The organism is Streptosporangium sp. NPDC000095 (genome assembly GCF_042899335.1).
In the GTDB taxonomy this organism is placed as follows: domain Bacteria; phylum Actinomycetota; class Actinomycetes; order Streptosporangiales; family Streptosporangiaceae; genus Streptosporangium.
Genome location: NZ_JBIAZS010000007.1, coordinates 253022 through 272763 on the forward strand (window position 1 = coordinate 253022; position 19742 = coordinate 272763).

General features: G+C 71.0%; 17 protein-coding genes. 9 read left to right on the forward strand and 8 right to left on the reverse strand.

The window, feature by feature from the left end; genetic code table 11:
* Positions 1-8: 8 nt before the first annotated feature.
* The 5 genes from ACFY3V_RS18330 to ACFY3V_RS18350 all read right to left on the reverse strand — a co-directional run bounded on the left by ACFY3V_RS18330 (position 9) and on the right by ACFY3V_RS18350 (position 7751).
* Complete coding sequence (locus ACFY3V_RS18330) at positions 9-1328, reverse strand: MFS transporter (protein ID WP_389774579.1); 1320 nt, start codon at positions 1326-1328, stop codon at positions 9-11.
* A gap of 238 nt (positions 1329-1566) precedes the next feature.
* A complete protein-coding gene (locus tag ACFY3V_RS18335; RefSeq protein WP_389774582.1) occupies positions 1567-3657 on the reverse strand; it encodes a protein kinase in 2091 nt (696 codons plus the stop codon).
* Positions 3658-3872: 215 nt separating this feature from the next.
* Positions 3873-5282 (reverse strand): DUF1116 domain-containing protein, encoded by a 1410-nt coding sequence (locus tag ACFY3V_RS18340; RefSeq protein ID WP_389774585.1) that lies wholly within the window; start codon positions 5280-5282, stop codon positions 3873-3875.
* A gap of 122 nt (positions 5283-5404) precedes the next feature.
* Positions 5405-6853: an FdrA family protein gene (locus ACFY3V_RS18345; RefSeq protein ID WP_389774588.1), complete on the reverse strand. Its 1449-nt coding sequence runs from the start codon at positions 6851-6853 to the stop codon at positions 5405-5407.
* On the reverse strand, positions 6840-7751 hold the full coding sequence (locus tag ACFY3V_RS18350) for a DUF2877 domain-containing protein (protein WP_350946737.1): 912 nt from the start codon (positions 7749-7751) through the stop codon (positions 6840-6842). The genes ACFY3V_RS18345 and ACFY3V_RS18350 overlap by 14 nt, the downstream gene beginning before the upstream one ends.
* A gap of 189 nt (positions 7752-7940) precedes the next feature.
* Here ACFY3V_RS18350 and ACFY3V_RS18355 point away from each other — a divergent pair, with 189 nt between their 5' ends.
* From ACFY3V_RS18355 to ACFY3V_RS18390, 8 genes are all read left to right on the forward strand, one after another.
* Complete coding sequence (locus tag ACFY3V_RS18355) at positions 7941-9512, forward strand: PucR family transcriptional regulator ligand-binding domain-containing protein (protein WP_362900160.1); 1572 nt, start codon at positions 7941-7943, stop codon at positions 9510-9512.
* A 94-nt stretch (positions 9513-9606) separates the two neighbouring features.
* Complete coding sequence (locus ACFY3V_RS18360; protein WP_350946739.1) at positions 9607-9822, forward strand: RNA-binding S4 domain-containing protein; 216 nt, start codon at positions 9607-9609, stop codon at positions 9820-9822.
* 281 nt (positions 9823-10103) lie between these two features.
* On the forward strand, positions 10104-11492 hold the full coding sequence (locus ACFY3V_RS18365; protein ID WP_362900157.1) for a solute carrier family 23 protein: 1389 nt from the start codon (positions 10104-10106) through the stop codon (positions 11490-11492).
* On the forward strand, positions 11489-12358 hold the full coding sequence (locus ACFY3V_RS18370) for an FAD binding domain-containing protein (protein ID WP_362900155.1): 870 nt from the start codon (positions 11489-11491) through the stop codon (positions 12356-12358). The genes ACFY3V_RS18365 and ACFY3V_RS18370 overlap by 4 nt, the downstream gene beginning before the upstream one ends.
* Positions 12351-12827 (forward strand): (2Fe-2S)-binding protein, encoded by a 477-nt coding sequence (locus tag ACFY3V_RS18375; protein WP_362900153.1) that lies wholly within the window; start codon positions 12351-12353, stop codon positions 12825-12827. The genes ACFY3V_RS18370 and ACFY3V_RS18375 overlap by 8 nt, the downstream gene beginning before the upstream one ends.
* Positions 12824-15214, forward strand: a complete 2391-nt coding sequence (gene cutA / locus ACFY3V_RS18380; protein WP_389774595.1) for an aerobic carbon-monoxide dehydrogenase large subunit — start codon at positions 12824-12826, stop codon at positions 15212-15214. Before ACFY3V_RS18375 ends, cutA begins: the two co-directional genes overlap by 4 nt.
* A gap of 232 nt (positions 15215-15446) precedes the next feature.
* Entirely contained in the window at positions 15447-15848 is a 402-nt protein-coding gene (locus tag ACFY3V_RS18385) for a hypothetical protein (RefSeq protein ID WP_389774598.1), read from the forward strand.
* A 464-nt stretch (positions 15849-16312) separates the two neighbouring features.
* Positions 16313-16732: a PPOX class F420-dependent oxidoreductase gene (locus tag ACFY3V_RS18390; protein WP_362900147.1), complete on the forward strand. Its 420-nt coding sequence runs from the start codon at positions 16313-16315 to the stop codon at positions 16730-16732.
* On the opposite strand, the gene ACFY3V_RS18395 is transcribed toward ACFY3V_RS18390, so the two are convergent.
* Entirely contained in the window at positions 16707-16859 is a 153-nt protein-coding gene (locus tag ACFY3V_RS18395) for a hypothetical protein (protein WP_362900145.1), read from the reverse strand. The two genes, ACFY3V_RS18390 and ACFY3V_RS18395, sit on opposite strands and share 26 nt — an antisense overlap.
* A gap of 186 nt (positions 16860-17045) precedes the next feature.
* On the reverse strand, positions 17046-17945 hold the full coding sequence (locus ACFY3V_RS18400; protein ID WP_389774602.1) for an LLM class flavin-dependent oxidoreductase: 900 nt from the start codon (positions 17943-17945) through the stop codon (positions 17046-17048).
* A gap of 323 nt (positions 17946-18268) precedes the next feature.
* Here ACFY3V_RS18400 and ACFY3V_RS18405 point away from each other — a divergent pair, with 323 nt between their 5' ends.
* Positions 18269-18907, forward strand: coding sequence for a hypothetical protein (locus ACFY3V_RS18405; protein WP_389774605.1), 639 nt, complete (start codon positions 18269-18271; stop codon positions 18905-18907).
* Positions 18908-19079: 172 nt separating this feature from the next.
* Here the strand turns inward: ACFY3V_RS18405 and ACFY3V_RS18410 are convergent, their stop codons facing one another.
* Positions 19080-19643 (reverse strand): MarR family winged helix-turn-helix transcriptional regulator, encoded by a 564-nt coding sequence (locus tag ACFY3V_RS18410; protein ID WP_362900139.1) that lies wholly within the window; start codon positions 19641-19643, stop codon positions 19080-19082.
* Positions 19644-19742 lie beyond the last annotated feature (99 nt).

Genomic DNA, 19742 nt, shown 5'->3' on the forward strand with positions numbered 1-19742 from the left:
GTCGTGGCTCAGGCGCGGGTGAGGGCGAGCCAGGCGCCGGTGACCGTCACCATGACCGCGACCGCCGCGCCGAGCACGCCGTACGACAGACCACCGACGATCAGACCGGCGATCACGGTGCCGGCCGCGCCGCAGACGTTCATCAGCAGGTCGGAGAGGCCCTGCACGGGGGTGCGGTGTTCCAGCGGCACGGCCTCGCTGAGCATCGCCGAGCCGGAGATCAGCCCGAACGACCAGCCGAGGCCGAGCAGGAGAAGTCCGACGGCCACCTGCGTGACGTCGTGCGTCCCGGCCCCGCCCGCGAGGACGGCCGCGGCCAGCAGCAGACCCATTCCCGCTACCAGCACCGTTGTCCTGCCCACCCGGTCGGCGAGCCAGCCGACCACGGGCGACAGGACGTACATCCCCGCGATGTGCAGACTGATCACGATCCCGATGACCGTGTACGTCGAACCGCCGTGGTCGAGGTGGACCGGGGTCATGGACATGATCGAGACCATCGCGGTGTGGCTCACCGCGATCGCGACCAGCGCGCGTGCCGCCACGGGTGTCCCGCGCAGCACCCGCCAGGCGGTGCGGAACGTCCCGGCGCCCTTCTCCGAGGGGGCGGGTCCGGGCGCGGGGACGTCGGAGTCGGGGGACGTGTCGGAAGACGCGTTGGAAGACGCGGAGCGGGCCAGGAGCAGGGGGTCGGGACGCAGGGCGACCACGATGATGCCGAGGGCGATCGCGAAGCTCACCAGGGCGACGGCGAACGGGCCGCTGCCCGACGGCATCCCGAGCCCGGTGCTGAATCGCTCGGCCGGTTCCGCCAGGTTCGGCCCGGCGACCGACCCGACGGTGGTGGCCCACACCACCAGCGAGAGGTGCCTGGCCGAGTGCCCCGGCGGGGACAGGTCGGTCGCGGCGTAGCGCGAGGCGAGGTTGCCCGCGCTGGCCGCGCCGAACAGCACCAGCCCGGCGAGCAGCAGCGGCCAGGAGCCCAGGGCGACCGCGAGCAGCGAGACCAGGCAGCCGAGCAGGGCGCAGCCGTAGGCCAGGGTGAGCCCGGCGCGCCTGCCACTCCTCCCGGACGATTTCGCGGTGGGCAGCGCGAGCAGCGCCGCACCCAGCACGGTCGCGGTGCCGGCCAGCCCGCTGAGCGCCGTGGAGCCGGAGAGCTCCCTCACGGTCACCGAGCTGAAGGTGAGCCCCACGGCGACTCCGATCCCGCCGCTGATCTGGGCGGCGGACAGGACGGTGAGCGTCCGCCGCTGTACGGCGGTGACTCGCGTCTTCCTGCCGGGGGAGGCGCCGGGGGGCGTGGTGTTCGTGGGGTTCGCGGTCACGAGCGAAGTCTGCCATCACTCATGACCGAGCCACGAGACCTTTTCGGGAGCGGCACGGTGGACGGCGGGCGCGACCTGGACATGGCGGGACGGCGGTGCGGGGTGAAGGACGACGGGACGGGGTTCGGCCGATGAGGCATGTGATGAGACGAAGGAGCACGGACGGTGGGAGGGATCGGTGGTGAGGTGAAGGATGGTGGACGGCGAGAAGGCCGGGGGTGACGGCCGGTCGCCGGGATCAGCTGACCGAGCTGAAGGTGGCGAAGAACGTCTCCAGGATGTCCGCGTTCTTCTCCCAGTCCAGGTCCTGGACCTTGAACGTGATCTGGTAGGCGGTCCGGCCGTTGAGGGCGACGTAGCGCGTCAGCCCGTGCATCGGGACACCGTTCGGCTGGACGTAGGTGTACTCCCAGTCCGCGGCCTTCCACGTACGGTAGTTCACCGCCATCACGCTGACCTCGGTGTATTCGTCCAGGCCCTTCTTGCTGGCCTTGCCCAGTGCCGTCATCGGTTCCTCGACCGGCACCTCGGCGACGACGATGGTCTGCCCGCCGCTCTTCGGCCCGGTGAAGGTGACCACTCCGCCGGAGCTCGCCTTCACCGTCCAGTCGCCGGGCACCGCGCCGGAGACGCCGGCGGCGCTCGCCAGTTTGAAGCCCTCGGGGATCTCCTCGCTCGGCCCGGTGGACGTCACCGGCGCGTCCGTGGCGGAGATCGCCGTGGACGGGATCGTGGAGACCGGGGTGTCGGAGGCGTCGCTGGGCAGGAAGACGAGCAGTCCGGCGACCACGATGGCCAGCACGCCGCCCCCGCCGAGCATGAGCAGCCGGAAGTCGGGGCCGCCCTCGCTGTTTCCCCGGGCGCGGCGCGAGGTCCCGCGCATCCCGCTCCGGCCGGGCGAGGTGACGGACCGCGAGTCCCGTACGGCGGTGCGGGAGGACGGTTCCCGCGCCGAGGGGGTGGGCCGACGCGTCGCCTCGCGGGCCCTGGACGCCTCGCTCTGCCCGCCGTGACGCGGTGCGGACGGCTGCGCGGGCGACGGTACCGACGATGCTGCGACGGGCAGGTCGCCGGAGAAACTGCTCAGCGGGTCGAACGGGTCTCCGTCGGGTCCGGTGGCCGGGATGCGCAGCGCGTCGTAACCGCGTTGGTGCCCGCCGGTCAGACCGGTGGCCCCGCCCGCCTGCGGGAACCCGCCCGAGCCGGACGCGGGAAAGGACAGCAGGTCCGCGCGGTGCGACCTCGCAGGGCCGGAGAGCGCGTCGCCGCCCGAGGAGTCGTTGGCGTACGGGACCCGGATCGGCCCCGAGGGCGTCTCGATGATCCGGGAGGGGGGCGGCCCCGACGGCGCGTTCAGCGGGGGCACCAGGTGGATCGGCATGGAGTCGCCCGGGATCGGCATCGACGAGGGCATGGGGCTGGGCGCGCGGTTCGGGGTGCTGGAGCCGTGGCTGCGCAGCACCCGATCGAGCAGGTCCGACACCTGCGAGGCGCTCATCCGGTCGGCGGGGTTCTTGCGGAGCAGGCCCTCGATGACGGCGATGAGGGCACCGGCCCGCTGCGGGCGGCTGGGCTCCTGGGTGAGGATCGCGCCGAGCACGGCCACCGCGTCCGGTCCCTCGTAGGGAGGACGCCCCTCGACCGCCGCGTACAGCGTGGCGCCGAAGGACCACAGGTCGGAGGCCTGCGTGAACGGCTGGCCCGACAGCCGTTCCGGCGGGATGTAGGCGGGCGAGCCCATCATCAGGCCGGTCTGGGTGACCGTCACGTCTCCCTCGATCGCGGCGATACCGAAGTCGGTGAGTACCACCCGGTCGGAGGTGAGCAGCACGTTGCCCGGCTTGACGTCGCGGTGCATGATCCCGGCGGCGTGGGCGTGGCGGAGCGCGTCGAGCACCCGGACGCCGATCTCCGCGGCCTGGACCACGGGCAGTGGCCCGCTCTGCCGCACGGCCTGCTCCAGCGACCAGGCGCGGACCAGTTCCATCACGATCCAGGGGCGGCCGTCCTCCTCGACGACGTCGTGGACGGTGACGATGCCGGGGTGGCTGAGCCGGGCCGCCGAGCGGGCCTCGCGCAGCATCCGCCGGTGGGCTCCCTGCTTGCCCGCGTGGTCGAGGCCGTAGGGGAGGATCAACTCCTTGACCGCGACGTCCCGGTCGAGCAGGACGTCGTGCGCGTGCCACACCATGCCCATCCCGCCACGTCCGACCGGTGACACCAGGCGGTAGCGCCTGCCCACCAGCCGGCCCTGGCCCTCCGGTGTCGCGCCCGCGGAATCGCCGCCCTCAGGCCCCAGGGGGTTTCTCCCGAGCAAGCGATCGGTCATCGTTCCCCGTTCCCCAAAACCAGCCCTGTGCGGTGGACACGATATCGGGAGGGCATTTGGTTATGGAAGTTTGCATGCCGAGAAGGCGTATGACGGTATTTGTCAGGATCGGTGCTCTTCAGATCACTGATCTTGCGTCCACGCTCTGAACGTCGCCGAATGCTACCGGCGGATGGGGAAATTGTCAGCTTTACCCAATCTTAATAGACAAAAGATCAATACGTAGCCGTGTGTTCATGATCGGCGGCCTCGGCGAGTGCGGCGAGGGCCGAGGTGAAGGCCGAGGCGGGCGGGCTGACCAGCCCCGCGCCGACCTGCCCGGTTCCCGCGACCCGTCCGGCGATACCGGTGTTCACGGTGGGCAGCAGGCCGGTCCTGGCCACCAGCGTGACGTCGACGCCGACCGGCGTGCCCCGGAAGTCCAGCCCCGGGATCTGGTACGCGGGATGCTCGGCCAGGGTGATCTCGTACATGGACCGGGTGGCCGCCATCGCGTCCGACACGTTCCCGCCGACGAACCTCACGATCGCCGGGGCCGCGGCCATCGCGAAGCCGCCCAGCCCCGCCGTCTCGGTGATCGTCGAGTCGCCGATGTCGGGGTTGGCGTCCTCGGGGCCGTAGGCGCCCAGATAGAGGCCGTCCGGCACGCCCGCGGGGCCGGTGAACCAGCGGTCGCCCAGCCCGGAGACCTGGATCCCGAAGTCCGTGCCGTTGCGGGCCATCGCGACGACCATCGTGGAGCCGGGGACGTTCCTCGCCGCGTCCGTGCTCACCTTGCACGCGGCCATGCCCGCGTTGAGGAAGAAGTGGTCGTTGCCGTTGACGAAGCGCAGGACCTCGGAGGCGTGGCCGGGCGCGGCCTCCACCACGTCGGGGGCGAGCTCACGCACCATCAACGAGGTGGCGGCGCGGTTGCGGTTGTGCAGCTCGTCGCCCATCTGCAGGGCCTGCGCGGCAAGCGACCTGAGATCGAGCGGCCCGCTCCGCTCCAGGGTGGCCTGGAGCACCGGGCCGAGCACCTCGGCCATCCAGCGCAGCCGCTCCAGCACCTCGGGCCCGTACGCGCCGTAGCGCAGCACCTTGCCCAGCCCCTCGTTGAGCGAGCAGTAGGCGGTGCCGCCGTGCTCGGCGTCGCGCACCTCGAACATCCACATCGACGGGGTGACCACACCCGCCATCGGCCCGACGGTGCGGTGGTGGTGGCAGGAGTCGAACCGGGCACCCCCGGAGGCGAGCCGCTCCTCGGCCTCCTCGGGGTCGGCGGCGAGCCCTTCCAGCAGCATCGCCCCGATGAGCGCGCCCCGCATCGGTCCCGACGCCCGCTCCCACTCGATCGGCGGGCCGGCGTGCAGGAACGTGCCCTTCGGCAGGTCGAGCACCTCGTGCGCCGGCCGCACCCCGACGAGCTGCGGCCGCGCCGCGACCAGGCGGCCCACGGCCGTCTCGTTGGCGCGGACCCTGCGCGGGTCGGCCAGCACCCTGGCCAGGTCGGCCTCGGTGCCGGGCATCGGCGGGCGCCAGTCCACCCGGACCCGCGAGACGGCCTGCGCGTCCAGCGCCTCGCCGAGCACGTCGGCCCCCACCGTGATCACTTCCGGCTCGCCGGAAAGCATGGACAGCGTCATCACTTCTCCCTGATGAACCTGAGACCCGAGCCCGGAACGGGTCTGAAGACCCGAGCCGGAAACGAGCCCGGAAACCTCCGCTTCCGAGGAGGAGGCACGAACGGCGTGAACAGTGCGAACGATCAACGAGTGTTCGCGGTGATCCCGGCGGCCACCCGCGCGGCGTACCCGGCCGCCTCGGCGTTGGACGTGAACACCGCGGCCCCCGCCGCGTTCAGTGCCCCGGCCTGCGCGACCAGCCCCTGCGGGTCGCCTTCCGAGCCGACCAGCGCCACCACCGCGGTGACGCCTCCGGCGACGGCCTCGGCGATCGCGGGCGCGAGCCTGGCGGACGGATCGGGGTCGGAGCCGTGGCCGAGAACCACGTCGAGCAGGACGACGTCGCCGGGCGGCACCTCGGCCAGGGCCTCCAGGCGGAGCGTCGGGTCGATCATCGGATGGGCCCTGCCGACCGTGTAGGCGTCGTCGCCGAAGTCGGTGAACTCGCCGGTCCCGGCGATGAGCCTCGCCTCCACACACAGCGTCCCGCCCGAGTAGATTCCCCGCACGTTCCTTTCCGCGCCGGGGCCACCTGCCCCGGAGGGAGACGCGGGAGACGCATCGGCTGTCCCGGGGGCGGGCCAGGAGGGCCAGGTGGGGATCGGGGCGCCGAGGGCACGCAGGGCGGCCTCGGTCACCGAGGTGAGGTCGGCCTGTCCGGGACCGAGCAGCGCGGTCACGACCGGTGTGCCGAGCCTCGCGACGGCCTCCTCGACGGCCCGCGCGACCTGAGGGGCCGGAGGCTTGGAGATCAGGACGATCAACTCGGTGGCGGGGTCGGCGTCGAGGGCCTCCAGAGCGCGCAGGGTGGACAGCCCGCCCACGTCCGCGGACAGGTCGCGACCGCCCACGCCGAGCACGTGGGACACCCCCACTCCCGCGAGGTCGAGCAGGCAGGTCACCTGCTGCGCGCCCGTTCCCGAGGCCGCCACCAGCCCGACAGGACCGGGCCTCAGGACGTTCGCGAAGCCGAGGCCCGCCCCGCCGATCACAGCGGTGCCGCAGTCTGGCCCCATGACCAGCACGCCGCGCTCGGCGGCGCGCCTCTTGAGCAGAACCTCCTGCTCGACCGGCACGTTGTCACTGAAGATCATTACCGACAGTCCGGCCTCGACCGCGTCCAGCGCCTCGGCGAACGCGTGCGGGCCGGGCACCGAGACGAGGGCGAGGTCGGCCGCGTGCTCGCGGGCCGCGGCGCGGACGGTGCGCGGAGGGAGTTCGGCGGCGCCGCCTCCGACCCCGCCCGCGGACAGGGACGGGGCCGACAGCGCGGCCAGCAACCCGTCCAGTTCCGCGGACGCGGCCTCCAGGGCGTCACTCTCGCCGCGCAGCGCGATCAGCAGGTCGGCGGGCCCGGCCTGGGGGAGGTCGAAACCCAGCTCGGAGGCGATCTGCAGGTTGAGTTCGGTGGCCATCGCCACCACCGCGACCTCCACACCGGGCAGCGCGCTCGCCGTGCGGCTGACCCGCATCAGGCTCACGGAGTCGTGGTAGACCCCCGTACGCGTCCGGACCACGTCAGTACTCGCCATTGCCCCCGCCTTCCAAATCGATCACCGCCGCGAGCCCGATCCGCAGCCCCCACGCCAGATCGGCCCCGGAGGTGTGGCCCAGTTGCAGAAGGCGGTGCAGCGCCGGCTCCAGGGAGTGCCGGCCCGCCAGACCCCGCAGCACGGCCAGTACCTCACCGCTCGCCTCGCCCCGGGCGGCGCAGTGCAGCAGCGCCGCCGAGATGGGGGTGGTCCTGCCACGCACGTCGAAGGTGACCGCGGCGGCGAGCCAGTCGGCCAGCCACACGGCACGTCTCGCGCCCACCGCCCCGCCCAGGTGACGCAGCGCGACCAGCAACCCCGCGAGCACGTCGTCGCCGCTCGGCGTGAGCCCGGGACCCAGGCCGACCAACTGCTCGGCGGCCGTCACGCTTTTCAGCAACGAACCCTCGGCGCACCCCTGGGCCAGCAGGCCGGCAGCGCCGTTGCCCTCCAGCCCGGGACGCCTCGGCGACCGCTCGCACAACTCCGCCATCGCGGGCAGCGAGCGGGCCAGCCGCGCCGTCTCCACGGCACCGAGCGCCGGGGCCGGGTTCCACCAGCGGTGGGCCCGCAGGCTGAGCCGTCCGACGTCGATCGAGCCGTCTCCGACGGACGCCTCGTCGCCCACCGCGACGCGAGGCATCGGGTCGGTGACCACCATCGCGTTGGGCAGGCGGGTGGCCTCCCCGGTCACCACCGCGATGACCTGCGGTTCCATCTCCGTGCGTACCTCAAGGTAGACGCCTGCCGGGAAGGCCGCCAGCACCCGCGCCGGGCGGCGGGGCGCCTCCAGCACCTGGCGCAGGGCGGTGCTGGCCGCACCGGTCCCGTGCGTCCACGCGTGTACGCGCTGCGTCTTCGGCGCCCTCGGCGTCCTCTGGCGTGTTCCAACGGTCATGAGCGCTCCTCGGCAGGCCCCGTAGGTGTGAAGGTGCTCTCTCCAGCGGTTCGCTCGCTCACGGACTCCCCCATCCATTGAGCAGACGGTAGAACGGGCGTGAACGCAGGCCGTACGGAGAAAGCTGCCAACACTCCGCTCAAAGGTTGGCTCTTCCTGACAGACGGGTCCATCAGTCACAATCACCTCATGGAACCCCCCGTACGCCCGGCGAGCACCGGAACGATCATTCACGGCGTCGCCGTCGGCGAGGTCCTCGGCGTCTCGACACTGGCGGGAGCCCGGCTGATCGCGGGGGAGCGGGGGCTGGACCGTGTCGTGCAGCGCCTCAACGTGATGGAGGTGCCCGACGTCCTGGCCTGGGTCAAGCCGCACGAGCTGCTGCTCACCACCGGCTACCCGCTGCGCAACACGCCCCAGTCACTCGGCAGGCTCGTGGCGGACCTCGACGAGCGCGGCCTGGCCGCGCTCGCCATCAAACTCGGCCGCTATCTCGACGAGTTGCCCGAGGAGATGGTGGAGCAGGCCGACCGGCTGGGATTCCCGCTCATCCAGCTCCCCGACGACGTCGGTTTCGACGACATCCTCAACCAGGTCCTCACCGACATCCTCAACCGCCAGGCCGCCGTACTGGCCAGGGCGGAGGAGGCGCACCGGGCACTGGTCCAGGTCGTGCTCGCCGGGGGAGGACTGCGCGAGGTGACGGCCGAGGTCGCCGGGTTGCTGGGCGCGGGGGTGGCCGTGCTGGACGGGACGGGGCACGTGCTGGCCGCGGCAGGGCCGGTCGAGCACGTGGCCGCGCTGCGCGAGGCCTCGAAGGGCCCCGACGGGCGCCACGCCTCGGTGCCGGTGGTGGCGGGCGGCCACCACCACGGCAGGATCGTCGCCTGCGGCCCGGTCGGGGCGATCGGTGACAGCGACGTCGGCATTCTGGAACGTGCCGCCACGGTCGCCGCGCTGGTGGTGACCCGGCAGGAGGCGGTCAACGCCGTCGAGAGCAAGTATCGCGCCGACTTCCTGCGCGACGTGCTCACCGGCAGGGCGGGAGGCTCCGAACGGGTCGCCTCCCGGGCCAGGGCCTTCGGCTGGGACCTGCAGCGCCCGGTCACCGTGCTGGTGGCCGAGCTCGACCCCGAGGGCGACGAGCGCGCCGCCCAGGACCGCCTCGTCACGTGCTGGACCGGTGCGATGCGCCGCCACGACGCACGCGGCGCGGTGGCCGGGTTCTCCCACGAGGTCGTCACCATCGTGGACGCGTCCGTCGACGCGGGCCGCCTCGCCAAGGACGCCGCCGCGGCCTTCGCCGAGTCCCTGCCCGCCACCTTCTCCACCGGCGCGAGCCGCACCGCCGTCGGGGCCGAGGCGCTGCCCGAGGCGTACGGCCAGGCGCTGAAGGCCGCGCGGGTGGGCCGCCAGCTCCACGGCAACGGCGCGGTCGCGAACTTCGACCAGCTCGGCGTCTACCGGCTGCTGTCGCTGGTCAACGACACCGCCGAGCTGCACGCCTTCGTCCGCGAGACCCTCGGCCCGCTCGCCTCCGACGACGACGCGGAGAACGCCGACCTGCGCCGTACGCTGCAGGTGCTGCTGGAGACCAACCTCAACGTGGCCGAGACGGCGCGCAGGCTGCACTTCCACTACAACACGCTGCGCTACCGGATCGGCAAGCTGGAGCGCATGCTCGGCGGCTTCACCGAGGACGCCCACCTGCGCCTGAACCTCACCCTCGCCCTGCACGTCCTGCGGATGCGCGGCATCTGACGGTGGCACCCGGCGGCGGCGTCCGGCGGGGGCATCCGACGGCGGCGCCCGGCACGGCGAGGAGGGCGCGCAGGCGGGATCTAAGCTGTTCGGCGTGAACGAGACCTTCGAGCTGGAAACCGAATACATCCCGCTGTGCGACCTGCTCAAATACTGCGGCGTCACCGAGACGGGCGGTCAGGCCAAACACTTCATCGCCGACGGCAACGTGCTGGTGGACGGCGAGGTCGAGCTCCGCAAGACCTGCAAGATCCGTGACGGCCAGGTGGTGAGCGGCGACGGCTTCGAGATCCACGTGGTCGGGAAGTGACCGCTCCGCGGTCCGCGTGGCCGGGAGGGTGACGGCTCCGGGATCCGGGCGGCCGGGAGATCGACGCGCCCCGTGGCGGGCGCCGCGGGCGGCCCTCACCGGGGCGGCGGGTGCGCGGTGTGCGAGCTGTCCACTGCTACGCCCCGCAGATTTGGCAGATCATGACGATGTAAGGGCATGCTTTCGGTCCTAACGTGCCCGCAACAGCTGTAAGGGGATTCGCCGGAGGGAAGCCCGCGGGGTGGTTCACCGACCGACGGCCCGGTGAAAGGTGGGGCTCGATGGTTGCAGGTTGGACGAAACACGGCGACGGCAAAACGCTCGCTCCAGGAGAGGTGGTCAAACCCGACGAGCGGCTGTCATGGCCGCGGATGGTCGGATTCGGGGCGCAGCACGTCGTCGCGATGTTCGGCGCGACCTTCGTCTTCCCCCTGGTGATGGGACTCGACCCCAACGTCGCCATCATGTTCTCGGGCGTCGGAACGATCATGTTCCTGCTCATCGTGAAGGGAAAGGTCCCCAGCTACCTCGGGACCAGCGCGTCGTTCGTGGGCGGCGTGCTCGCGATCCGGGCGCTCATGGGCGGTGACACACCCGCCACCGACGCGATCGTCACCGGCGCCATCCTCGTCGCCGGACTCGTCCTCGCGCTCGTGGGCGTGGCCATCCACTTCCTCGGCGTACAGATCATCAACCGCGTCTTCCCACCGGTCGTCACCGGCGCCGTCGTCATGCTGATCGGCTTCGGCCTGGCGTACGTCGTCGCCGACATCTACTGGCCGCAGGACCAGTGGATCGCCCTGATCACGATGACCGTCACCTTCGTCCTCATCGTGCTCTTCAAGGGCTTCATCGGCAGGATCGCCATCCTGCTCGGTCTGATCATCGGCTTCGCGCTCTCCTGGCTGGCCGACAGGGTCTTCGGGAACATCACCGCCTTCAACGCGGGCACCGGCGCGGTCGACACGCACCCCAGGGTGAGCTTCGAAGGCGTGGCGGCGGCCGACTGGATCGGCCTGCCGAACATGCACTTCCCCGACTTCAAGTTCTCCGCCGTGCTGCTCGTCCTGCCGGCGGTGATCGCGCTGGTCGCCGAGAACGTCGGCCACGTCAAGGCCGTCGGCGAGATGACCAAGACCGACGTCGACCCGTACATGGGCCGGGCGGTCGCCGCCGACGGCGCCGCCACCGTCGTCGCCAGCGCCTTCGGCGGCTCCCCGACCACCACCTACGCCGAGAACATCGGCGTCATGGCCGCCACCCGCGTCTACTCGACGGCCGCCTACTACATCGCCGCCGTCATCGCGATCCTGTTCGGCCTCTGCCCGAAGTTCGGCGCGCTGGTCGCGGCCACGCCGGGCGGCGTGCTCGGTGGCATCACCGTCATCCTGTACGGCATGATCGGCCTGCTCGGCGCGAAGATCTGGATCGAGAACCGGGTCGACTTCGCCGACCCCGTCAACCTCGTCCCGATCGGGGCGGGGATCATCCTCGCCATCGGCCCGGTCAAGCATATGATCAGCTCGGACTTCACGCTGGAGGGCATCGCCCTCGGCACCATCGTGGTGGTGGCCGGCTACCACCTGCTCCGGGTCATCGCCGGGCGGGGCGGCAGCGGCGGCGGTGCCGGTCCGCAGGTGTCGGAGCCGCGACGAGAGGCCACCGGGTGAAGCCACCCCCGTTCGAATACCACGCTCCCCGCTCCCTCGGCGAGGCGCTCGACGCCCTCGCCGGGGCCGGGGAGCACGGCAAGGTGCTCGCCGGAGGGCAGAGCCTGATCCCGATGCTGAACATGCGGCTCGCCGCCCCCGCCCACCTGGTCGACATCAACCGGCTGCAGGAGCTGGCGTTCGTCGACGTCACACCGGAGGGCGTCCGCGTCGGAGCCCTCGCCAGGCACGCCCAGGTGGAACGCGACGGACCGGCCACCGCCGCCCAGCCGCTGCTGGGCAAGGCGCTCCGGCTGGTCGCCCACCCGGTGATCCGCAACCGGGGAACCGTGGTCGGCAGCCTGGCCCACGCCGACCCCGCCGCCGAACTGCCCGCCGTCCTCGCCCTGCTGCAGGGCTCGGTGCGCCTGGCGCGGCCCGGCGCCGTCAGGGACGTCCCCGCCGACGACTTCTTCACCGGCCCGCTGGAGTCGGCGGTCACCCCCGGAGAGCTGGCCGTCTCCGCGTTCTTCCCCGCGCCGCCCCCGCGCTCGGGCACCGCGTTCCGCGAGGTCGCCCGCAGGCACGGCGACTACGCCCTGGCCGGGATCGCGGCGCTCGTCGTCCTGGACGACGACCTGAGGATCACCTCGGCGACGGTGGCGTGCGTGAGCCTGGGCCCCGTGCCGCTGCTCGTCGACGTCTCCGAGGCCGTCGGCCACCGCCCGGCCGCCTCGGCCGACTGGGCCTCGGCGGCCCGCGTCGTACGGGACCGGGTCGACCCCGAGGCCGACATCCACGCGACCGCCGCCTACCGGCGACACCTCGCCGGAGTGCTCACCGAGCAGGCACTCCGTGACGCCGCCAGGGAGGCCGCGGATGCATGAGATCACGCTGACCGTCAACGGGGTGCTCCGGCAGGCCGAGGTCCCCGCGCGGCGGCTGCTGTCGGACTGCCTGCGGCACGACCTCGGTCTGACCGGCACGCACGTCGGGTGCGAGCACGGCGTCTGCGGATGCTGCACGGTGCTGCTGGACGGCGAGCCCGTCCGCTCCTGCCTGACGTTCGCGGTCACCGTGGACGGGCGCGACATCACCACCGTCGAAGGACTCGCCGACTCCGACGGCACGCTCTCGCCGGTGCAGCGGGCCTTCGCCGAGTGCCACGGCCTGCAGTGCGGCTTCTGCACCCCCGGCTTCCTGTGCACGGTGACCGCGCTGCTGCGTGACAACCCGACGCCGACCGACGAGGAGGTGCTGGAGGGCGTCTCCGGCAACCTGTGCCGGTGTACGGGCTACCAGAACATCGTCAAGTCCGTCCACCGCGCGGCCGAGATCATGGCGGAGGACACGTGACCACGAAACTGTTCGGCGAACCGGTCACCCGGCGCGAGGACCCCCGGCTGCTCACCGGCAGGGGCCTGTACCTGGACGACCTGGGAGCCGGGGCGCTGGAGGCGGCGTTCGTCCGCTCCCCGCACGCCCACGCCAGGATCCGCGACATCGACGTCTCGGCCGCCATCGAGGTCGAGGGGCTGGTGGCGATCTACACCTGGGAGGACCTGCCCGGCGCGCTCGCCCAGCCGTTGCCGCTGCTCATCCCGCACCCGGCGCTCACCCACGGCCGCACCGCGTACCCGCTCGCCCGCGAGATCGTCAGGCACGTCGGCGAGCCCGTCGTGATGGTCGTCGCCCGCGACCGCTACCTCGCCGAGGACGCCTGCGCGCTCATCCAGGTCGACTACGAGATCCTCAAGCCGGTGGTCGGCGTGGAGGAGGCCGCGCAGTCCGCCCAGCTCGTCCACGAGGGCGTACCGGGCAACGTCGGCGCGCACCTGGTCCAGGAGGTGCCCTCGGACGCCGGGCTCGGCGCGCGCGAGGCGATCGACGCCGCGCCGCACACTCTCTCCTTCCGGCTCGACATCGAGCGCAGCGCCTCCATGCCGCTGGAGGGACGCGGCGTGCACGCCCGCTGGGACGCCGACGACCGCTCCCTGCGCGTCCACTCCAGCACCCAGACCTCCACCAGCGTCCGGATGGCCATCGCCGCCAAGCTCGGCCTGCCGCTGCCGAAGGTCGAGGTGATCGCCCCCGACGTGGGCGGCGGGTTCGGCGTGAAGATCGTCCACCCGTGGCCGGAGGAGATCCTCGTCCCGTGGGCGGCGATCACGCTCGGCCACGAGGTGAAGTGGACCGAGGACCGGCGCGAGCACTTCGTCTCCTCCGCGCACGAGCGGGCCCAGGTGCAGTCGGTCCGGGTCGGCTTCGACGACGAGGGCCGGGTGCTCGGCCTGGACGTCGAGATCCTGCACGACCACGGCGCCTACACGCCGTACGGGATCATCGTGCCGATCATCACCTCCACCCAGCTGCTCGGCCCCTACCGGATCGGCGCCTACCGGGTCGAGTTCTCCTCGATCTACACCAACACCGTGCAGGTCACCCCGTACCGCGGGGCGGGCCGCCCCCAGGGGGTCTTCTGCATGGAACGGACGATGGACCACATCGCCGAGTATCTGGGGGCCGACCGTACGGCGGTGCGCGCGGCCAACTTCATCCAGCCCGACGAGTTCCCCTACGACCAGGGCCTGATCTTCCAGGACGGCCGCCCGCTCATCTACGACAGCGGCGACTACCCCGAGTCGCTGCGGATGCTCAAGGAGCTGATCGGCTGGGACGACTTCCCGGAGCTGAAGGCCCGCGCCGCCGAGGAGGGCCGCACGATCGGGATCGGCGTCGGCTGCTACGTCGAGGGCACCGGCGTCGGCCCGTACGAGGGCGGGCACGTCCAGATCACCTCGGACGGCCGGGTGCACGTCTCCACCGGCCTCACCTCCCAAGGCCAGGGCCACGAGACGGTGTTCGCGCAGATCGCCGCGTCCGAGCTGGGCGTACCGATGGAAAAGGTCTCGGTCGTCACCGGCGACACCCGCAGGTTCGGCTACGCGGTCGGCACCTTCGCCTCGCGTGCCGCGGTGATGAGCGGCAACGCGATCGCGCTGGCCTGCAGGAAGGTGCGGGAGAAGGCCCTGCGGATCGCCGCCGACGCGCTGGAGGCCGACCCCCGCGACCTGGAGATCGTCGATGGGGAGGTGCGGGTGGCGGGCACTCCCGGCGCCTCGATCCCGCTCGCGACCGTGGCGGTGCTGTCCAACCCGCTGCGCTACGCCTTCGACGAGGAGGCGGCGAGGGCGACCCAGTTCGCGGGCGCCGCCTCCTACGACCGGCCGCCGGTGGCCGATGGGGAGGAGCCGGGGCTGGAGGGCCGCGACTACTACTCGCCGATCCGCTCGACCTTCGCCTCCGGCATGCACGCCGCCATCGTCGAGACCGACCCGCTCACCGCCGAGATCCGCATCCTGCGCTACGCCGTCGTCCACGACTGCGGCAAGCTGATCAACCCGATGATCGTCGAGGGCCAGATCCACGGCGGCGTCGGCCAGGGCGTCGGCGGGGCGCTGTACGAGAAGATGGTCTACGACGGTCACGGCCAGCTGCTGAACGCCTCGTTCATGGACTTCCTCATGCCGTACGCCACCGAGGTGCCCTTCATCGAGACCGCGCACCTGGAGACGCCGTCCCCGCTCAACCCGCTCGGTATCAAGGGCGCGGGCGAGGCGGGGGTCATCCCGGTCTCGGCGGTGCTCGCCTCGGCGATCGAGGACGCCGAGGGGATCCGGATCGACAGGATGCCCATCTCCCCGTCGGACCTCTTCGACCTGCGCCGCGCCGCTACGACCTGACCTTCGGGGGCACCGGGGTTGCCGGGGCCGGGTTTTCTCGGCCCGACGCGAGTCGTCTCCGGGAGATCTGCGGGATCACTCGGCCGCTTGACCGCGCGTTCACGCTACCTCGTCCTATCTTGTCGGCGCCTCAGCCGCACCCTGGAGCCTTACAGGTTGTCGAAAGCACGGCCGAACAGTGATCGTTGCCTAGGTTCCACAGAACAACGGTTCATCTAGGAAGGATCAACGAGTGATCACTCGTCGAATCGGCGCCATCGCGCTCGCGGCAGTGTGCGCCGCCGTGCCGCTGACCGCCCTTTCCGCATCCGCGGCCCAGGCAGGAACGGCAGCCTTTCTCGGCCCGGTGAAGTGCGCTCCGATCAGTAACAACGAATTGTGCGCGCGTGGTATTACCGGAAGTCCGGGCGGTTACGACGTGGCCTACCACAAGAACGAGGGATCCAAGATCACTGCGCGATTCCGCCTGATGTGCATAAATGGTTTCCAAAAAGACGACAACGGCCCCTTCTCTATCTCGGCGGGCCAGGTGAAGAGCTTCGTCTTCGCGGTCGGTAACCAGGGCTCATGCCGGGTGCGAATGCAGGACATCACCAACGGAGGGTACTACTACAGCCCTTACGTGGTTCCCTGAAAATCGGTGGACAACGATCTGTCGCCTCATCGATAGATCGTTGAATCGAAAATCCGTCGGGCATCGCCCCTTTTCAGGGACGATGCCCGACGATTTTTTTGCAAGCTCCGGCGACTCCTGTCCCGCCGCGGAATCATGGCCTCTTCCCATATCCGCATCCCGACGATCTGGCCTGTCCGGAATCTGTGGATCACCTCATCCTCAAAGCTTGGGGTCGCCGTCAAAAGGCAGGGGCGCTCGTGTGACGGTTTTCGCGGTGGATTCCTCGACCTTTCCCGATCTCCTGGGGCGGGGGCGTGGAGGCGACGTCCAGACCTGTGGTCGCGGGGGTCCTTCGGGGGTCGGCGCCGTTTGCGGAGAGTCGCCGGACCGTTACCATCCGGGATGTGGCACGGTGGACGGGTATCTCGTGAACCGCACGCGTCACCTGCATCGCAGGGGCACGTAGACGAAGAGGAGCGATCATGTCAAAGCCGCCGCTTCCCGATGAGGCAGTCGCGATGCTGAAGAAGCCGAACCCCGCTGTCATCACCACGCTTCGGCCCGACGGGCGGCCGGTGTCCACGGCCACCTGGTATCTCTGGGACGACGGCCGGATCCTGGTCAACATGGACGAGGGCCGCAGGCGGCTCGACCACATGCGCAGTGATCCCCGCGTCTCCCTCACCGTGCTCGACGAGAACGGCTGGTACACCCACGTCAGTATCAGCGGGAACGTCGCCGAGATGTATGACGACAAGGATCTGAGCGACATCGACAGGCTGTCCCGTCAGTACACGGGGAAGCCGTACCCCCAGCGGGACCGCGGCCGGGTCAGCGCCTGGATCGAGATCGTGAACTGGCACGGCTGGGGCGCGCTCAAGGACAACAGCCAGCCTGGCTGATGACCGCCGCCCGCGTCGCCGCAGCGGCGTCGGCCGAAGAGGGCGCCGAGCCCTCATCGATCGCGGCGATGTCCTCCTCGTCGAAGATCTCGCGCTTGACATCGTCCCATCGGTGGAATGTGGTCATCGCTCGTGCTCCTTCGCTCTGTGAGGAGCAAGGATGTCACGGTGGGTTTTTGCTCGGACTCTTTATGCAGTTGCCGGCCGGTCTTGTGTCGGAGGGATCACCCTTCGGGTGAACCCTCGCTGGTGCGTGGGCGGGGGTGTGTTCCGTCGGGTGAGGGCGCTGTCGCGGGAGGTTGTGTCGCGCGGGTCAGGGCAGGAGGGCGCGGGTCTCGGCCAGGAGGTCGCACTGCTCGCGCCAGTCGCCTCCCGCGAACCCCAGGACCACGTGACGCGCCCCGGCCTCGCGGTAGGCGGCCAGCCGCTCGGCCACCTGCGCGGGTTCGCCGGTGAGGGGCAGACGCACGGCCTTCTCCATGGGGATGCCGTATCCGGTGATACGCGAGGCGATGGCATCGAGGGTGGGCAGTCCGGGAGCCGTGCCGAGGACGCCGGTGGCGCCGATGGCGACGACCGGCTCCGGGCGTCCGTGGGAGGCGGCGAGCTCGGCGAGTGTGGCCCTGCCCGAGGCCACCTCCGACGGGGGGATCATCGAGGGGAACCAGCCGTCCCCGTGACGGGCCGCGCGTCGCATGGCCACCGCCGACGCGTTGCCGACCCAGATCGGCGGGGGCGTCACGGCCGGTTCGAGCCGTACCTCTCCCGGCTCGTCCACCAGTGCGACGGTCTCCCCGGCCAGTAGCCGCGCGAGCAGCTCCAGTGCGGTGTCGGTGCGCCTGCCGCGCTCCCCGTACGGCACTCCGGCCGCCGCCCACTGCCCGGGGCCGCCGCCGGAGCCGACGCCCAGGACCAGCCGTCCGCCGGAGACGTGCTGCAGGCTCGCGACCTGTTTGGCCGCCCACGCCAGAGGGCGGATCGCCGGGACGAACACGCTCGCCCCGACCCTGATCCGCGCGGTCGCCCCCGCCGCGACGGCGAGTGCCACGGCGCAGTCCAGTGACGCCGTTCCGGTGGCCAGATGGTCGCCGTGCCAGACGCCGTCCAGCCCTACCTGCTCCGCGTGCCGTGCGGCGGTGCCCAGGTCGAGCCGCTGCTCTCGCTGCACGGCGACGGTGGGCAGGATCACTCCGATGTCCATGAGGGTGGCCATGGGAGTCAGTCTTCAACCTCAAGCCTTCTTGAGGTCAATCGCGCTTTCGTGGAGATGTGTGCAGGAGCTCCCGTCTGGTTCCCAAGGCGACAAAAATATAGCCAGATAAATTAACTACAATGCCGACAAATAGTGCGTTGCTCCGGGCAGATGGTCGAGTTGATCTGGCTTTTTCCCTCGATTCCTGTTGCTTCTCCAGATCGTATTGCCCTCTGTCTTTCAAGAAAGGAAGCTTTAGCTTTACGCTACTCCTGTAGTCAGGAATGCATCTTCTGCCGCCGGGTGGGAGACAGGGTGGAGAGGGTGCCGGGAGGGAGATCGGCATGGATTTCATGGGGTCGAGGAGTCGAATCCGGGCGAGGGTGAGGGTGGACGAGGACGGGACGCGGAGCAGGGGGGCCGGGAGGAGCAGGGGAAGGGCGGCGAGGGTGCTCGCCGCGGGGGTGTTGCTCACCGGGGCCGTGGTGTCGGCTCCTGCCGCGCAGGCGTCCACGTCGGGGCAGGCCGGGGCGAGCGCGCCCACCGGGGCCGGGCAGGTGGTGAGTGCCGCCTTCCCCTACCGCTTCCGTACGGCGCGGGTCACCCGGTTCCAGCAGGTGAAGGGGCAGCCCGCCTGGGCGAACAGCGCGCTCTCGCGCGTCAGGAACGCGGTGTGGGTCTTCTCGGGAAACGGCACGTTCGTCTTCAACACCACCAATGTGCGCACGGACCTCTATCCGCTGCGCGGCCGGTTCCAGAGGCAGGGAAACAGCTGGGTCTTCGCGGCGAACGGCTCGTCGCGGATCGGTGGCAGCGGTAGCTTCACCGAGATGGTGGGCAGCATCGACTTCAGCGGGAACCAGCCGGTGATGACGTTCCGCTGGGCGAGTGGCGCCAGTTACGGAGCAGTGGTCAACAACCAGCGATTCGGTGCGGGAGCGTCTTCCGCCTACGACTCCACGCTGGTCCTGTCCGTCGGTTGAGTCGCGTCCGGGGTGGTTCCGGGCCGGGGGCGGGTGCGTCCCCGGGCCGGAACGGCTTCTCCGGATCTTCGGTGCGCCCGGTTCGGCGGGTTCTCGGCGCCTGGTTCTTCATGCCCGCCGATCCTCCGGCGGCCTCGCGAGCGTGCTCACGGGCGCTCGCGACAGCCGGTGGTCAGCGGCGGGGGGAGCGTCGCGGCTTGGCGGGGGCGGCCGATGTCGAGGGAATGCTTTCCGGGGCGAGCTCCTCGACGAGCCGGCAGGTGTTGTGCTCCGGGTCGAGGCTGTCGGCCCGGGCGGCGAGCCTGCGCAGCAACTCCCGGAACACCGAGCGGTCGGCGGGGTCCAGCGGCTCCAGCACGTGGTCTTCGGCGTGCTCCAGCCGGGTCTGCGTGTCGACCCAGGCCGCCCTGCCCCGCTCGGTGGCGACGACGCGCTTGTTGCGCCGGTCGGCGGGGTCGGGGCGGCGCTCGACCAGCCCGGCCTTCTCCAGGTCGTCGAGCAGGTAGGTCATGACGGTCTTGTCGACGCCGAGACGCTGTGCCAGCGCGCCCTGGCCGCCGGGGAGTCCCTGGGCCGCCGCGGCGAGCACCTGGTAACCGCGCGGGCCGCCGGGGAGGTGGCTGACCAGCGCGTTCGCCGTCCTGACGTAGGCGCGGAAGACGACTCCGAGGGTCCAGCCCAAATCGCTGTCCAGGGCGTCCTGGGTCTCGGCACTGGTGGGTCGGGGCGCGGGCATGTCACGAGGTTACCAGGATCGACGGTTAACGAGACCTTCTGTTTGACAATTCATCTGTTTTACATACGATCTGTCCTGCCGCACCATCGCGGTGCCGCG

What these genes read in the sequence shown, in the direction of transcription:
- ACFY3V_RS18335 (WP_389774582.1), bottom strand. Translation starts at nt 3,657, where the DNA reads ATGACCGATCGCTTGCTCGGGAGAAACCCCCTGGGGCCTGAGGGCGGC.
- ACFY3V_RS18340 (WP_389774585.1), bottom strand. Translation starts at nt 5,282, where the DNA reads ATGACGCTGTCCATGCTTTCCGGCGAGCCGGAAGTGATCACGGTGGGG.
- ACFY3V_RS18345 (WP_389774588.1), bottom strand. Translation starts at nt 6,853, where the DNA reads ATGGCGAGTACTGACGTGGTCCGGACGCGTACGGGGGTCTACCACGAC.
- ACFY3V_RS18350 (WP_350946737.1), bottom strand. Translation starts at nt 7,751, where the DNA reads ATGACCGTTGGAACACGCCAGAGGACGCCGAGGGCGCCGAAGACGCAG.
- ACFY3V_RS18355 (WP_362900160.1), top strand. Translation starts at nt 7,941, where the DNA reads ATGGAACCCCCCGTACGCCCGGCGAGCACCGGAACGATCATTCACGGC.
- ACFY3V_RS18365 (WP_362900157.1), top strand. Translation starts at nt 10,104, where the DNA reads ATGGTTGCAGGTTGGACGAAACACGGCGACGGCAAAACGCTCGCTCCA.
- ACFY3V_RS18375 (WP_362900153.1), top strand. Translation starts at nt 12,351, where the DNA reads ATGCATGAGATCACGCTGACCGTCAACGGGGTGCTCCGGCAGGCCGAG.
- ACFY3V_RS18390 (WP_362900147.1), top strand. Translation starts at nt 16,313, where the DNA reads ATGTCAAAGCCGCCGCTTCCCGATGAGGCAGTCGCGATGCTGAAGAAG.
- ACFY3V_RS18395 (WP_362900145.1), bottom strand. Translation starts at nt 16,859, where the DNA reads ATGACCACATTCCACCGATGGGACGATGTCAAGCGCGAGATCTTCGAC.
- ACFY3V_RS18400 (WP_389774602.1), bottom strand. Translation starts at nt 17,945, where the DNA reads ATGGCCACCCTCATGGACATCGGAGTGATCCTGCCCACCGTCGCCGTG.
- ACFY3V_RS18405 (WP_389774605.1), top strand. Translation starts at nt 18,269, where the DNA reads ATGGATTTCATGGGGTCGAGGAGTCGAATCCGGGCGAGGGTGAGGGTG.
- ACFY3V_RS18410 (WP_362900139.1), bottom strand. Translation starts at nt 19,643, where the DNA reads ATGCCCGCGCCCCGACCCACCAGTGCCGAGACCCAGGACGCCCTGGAC.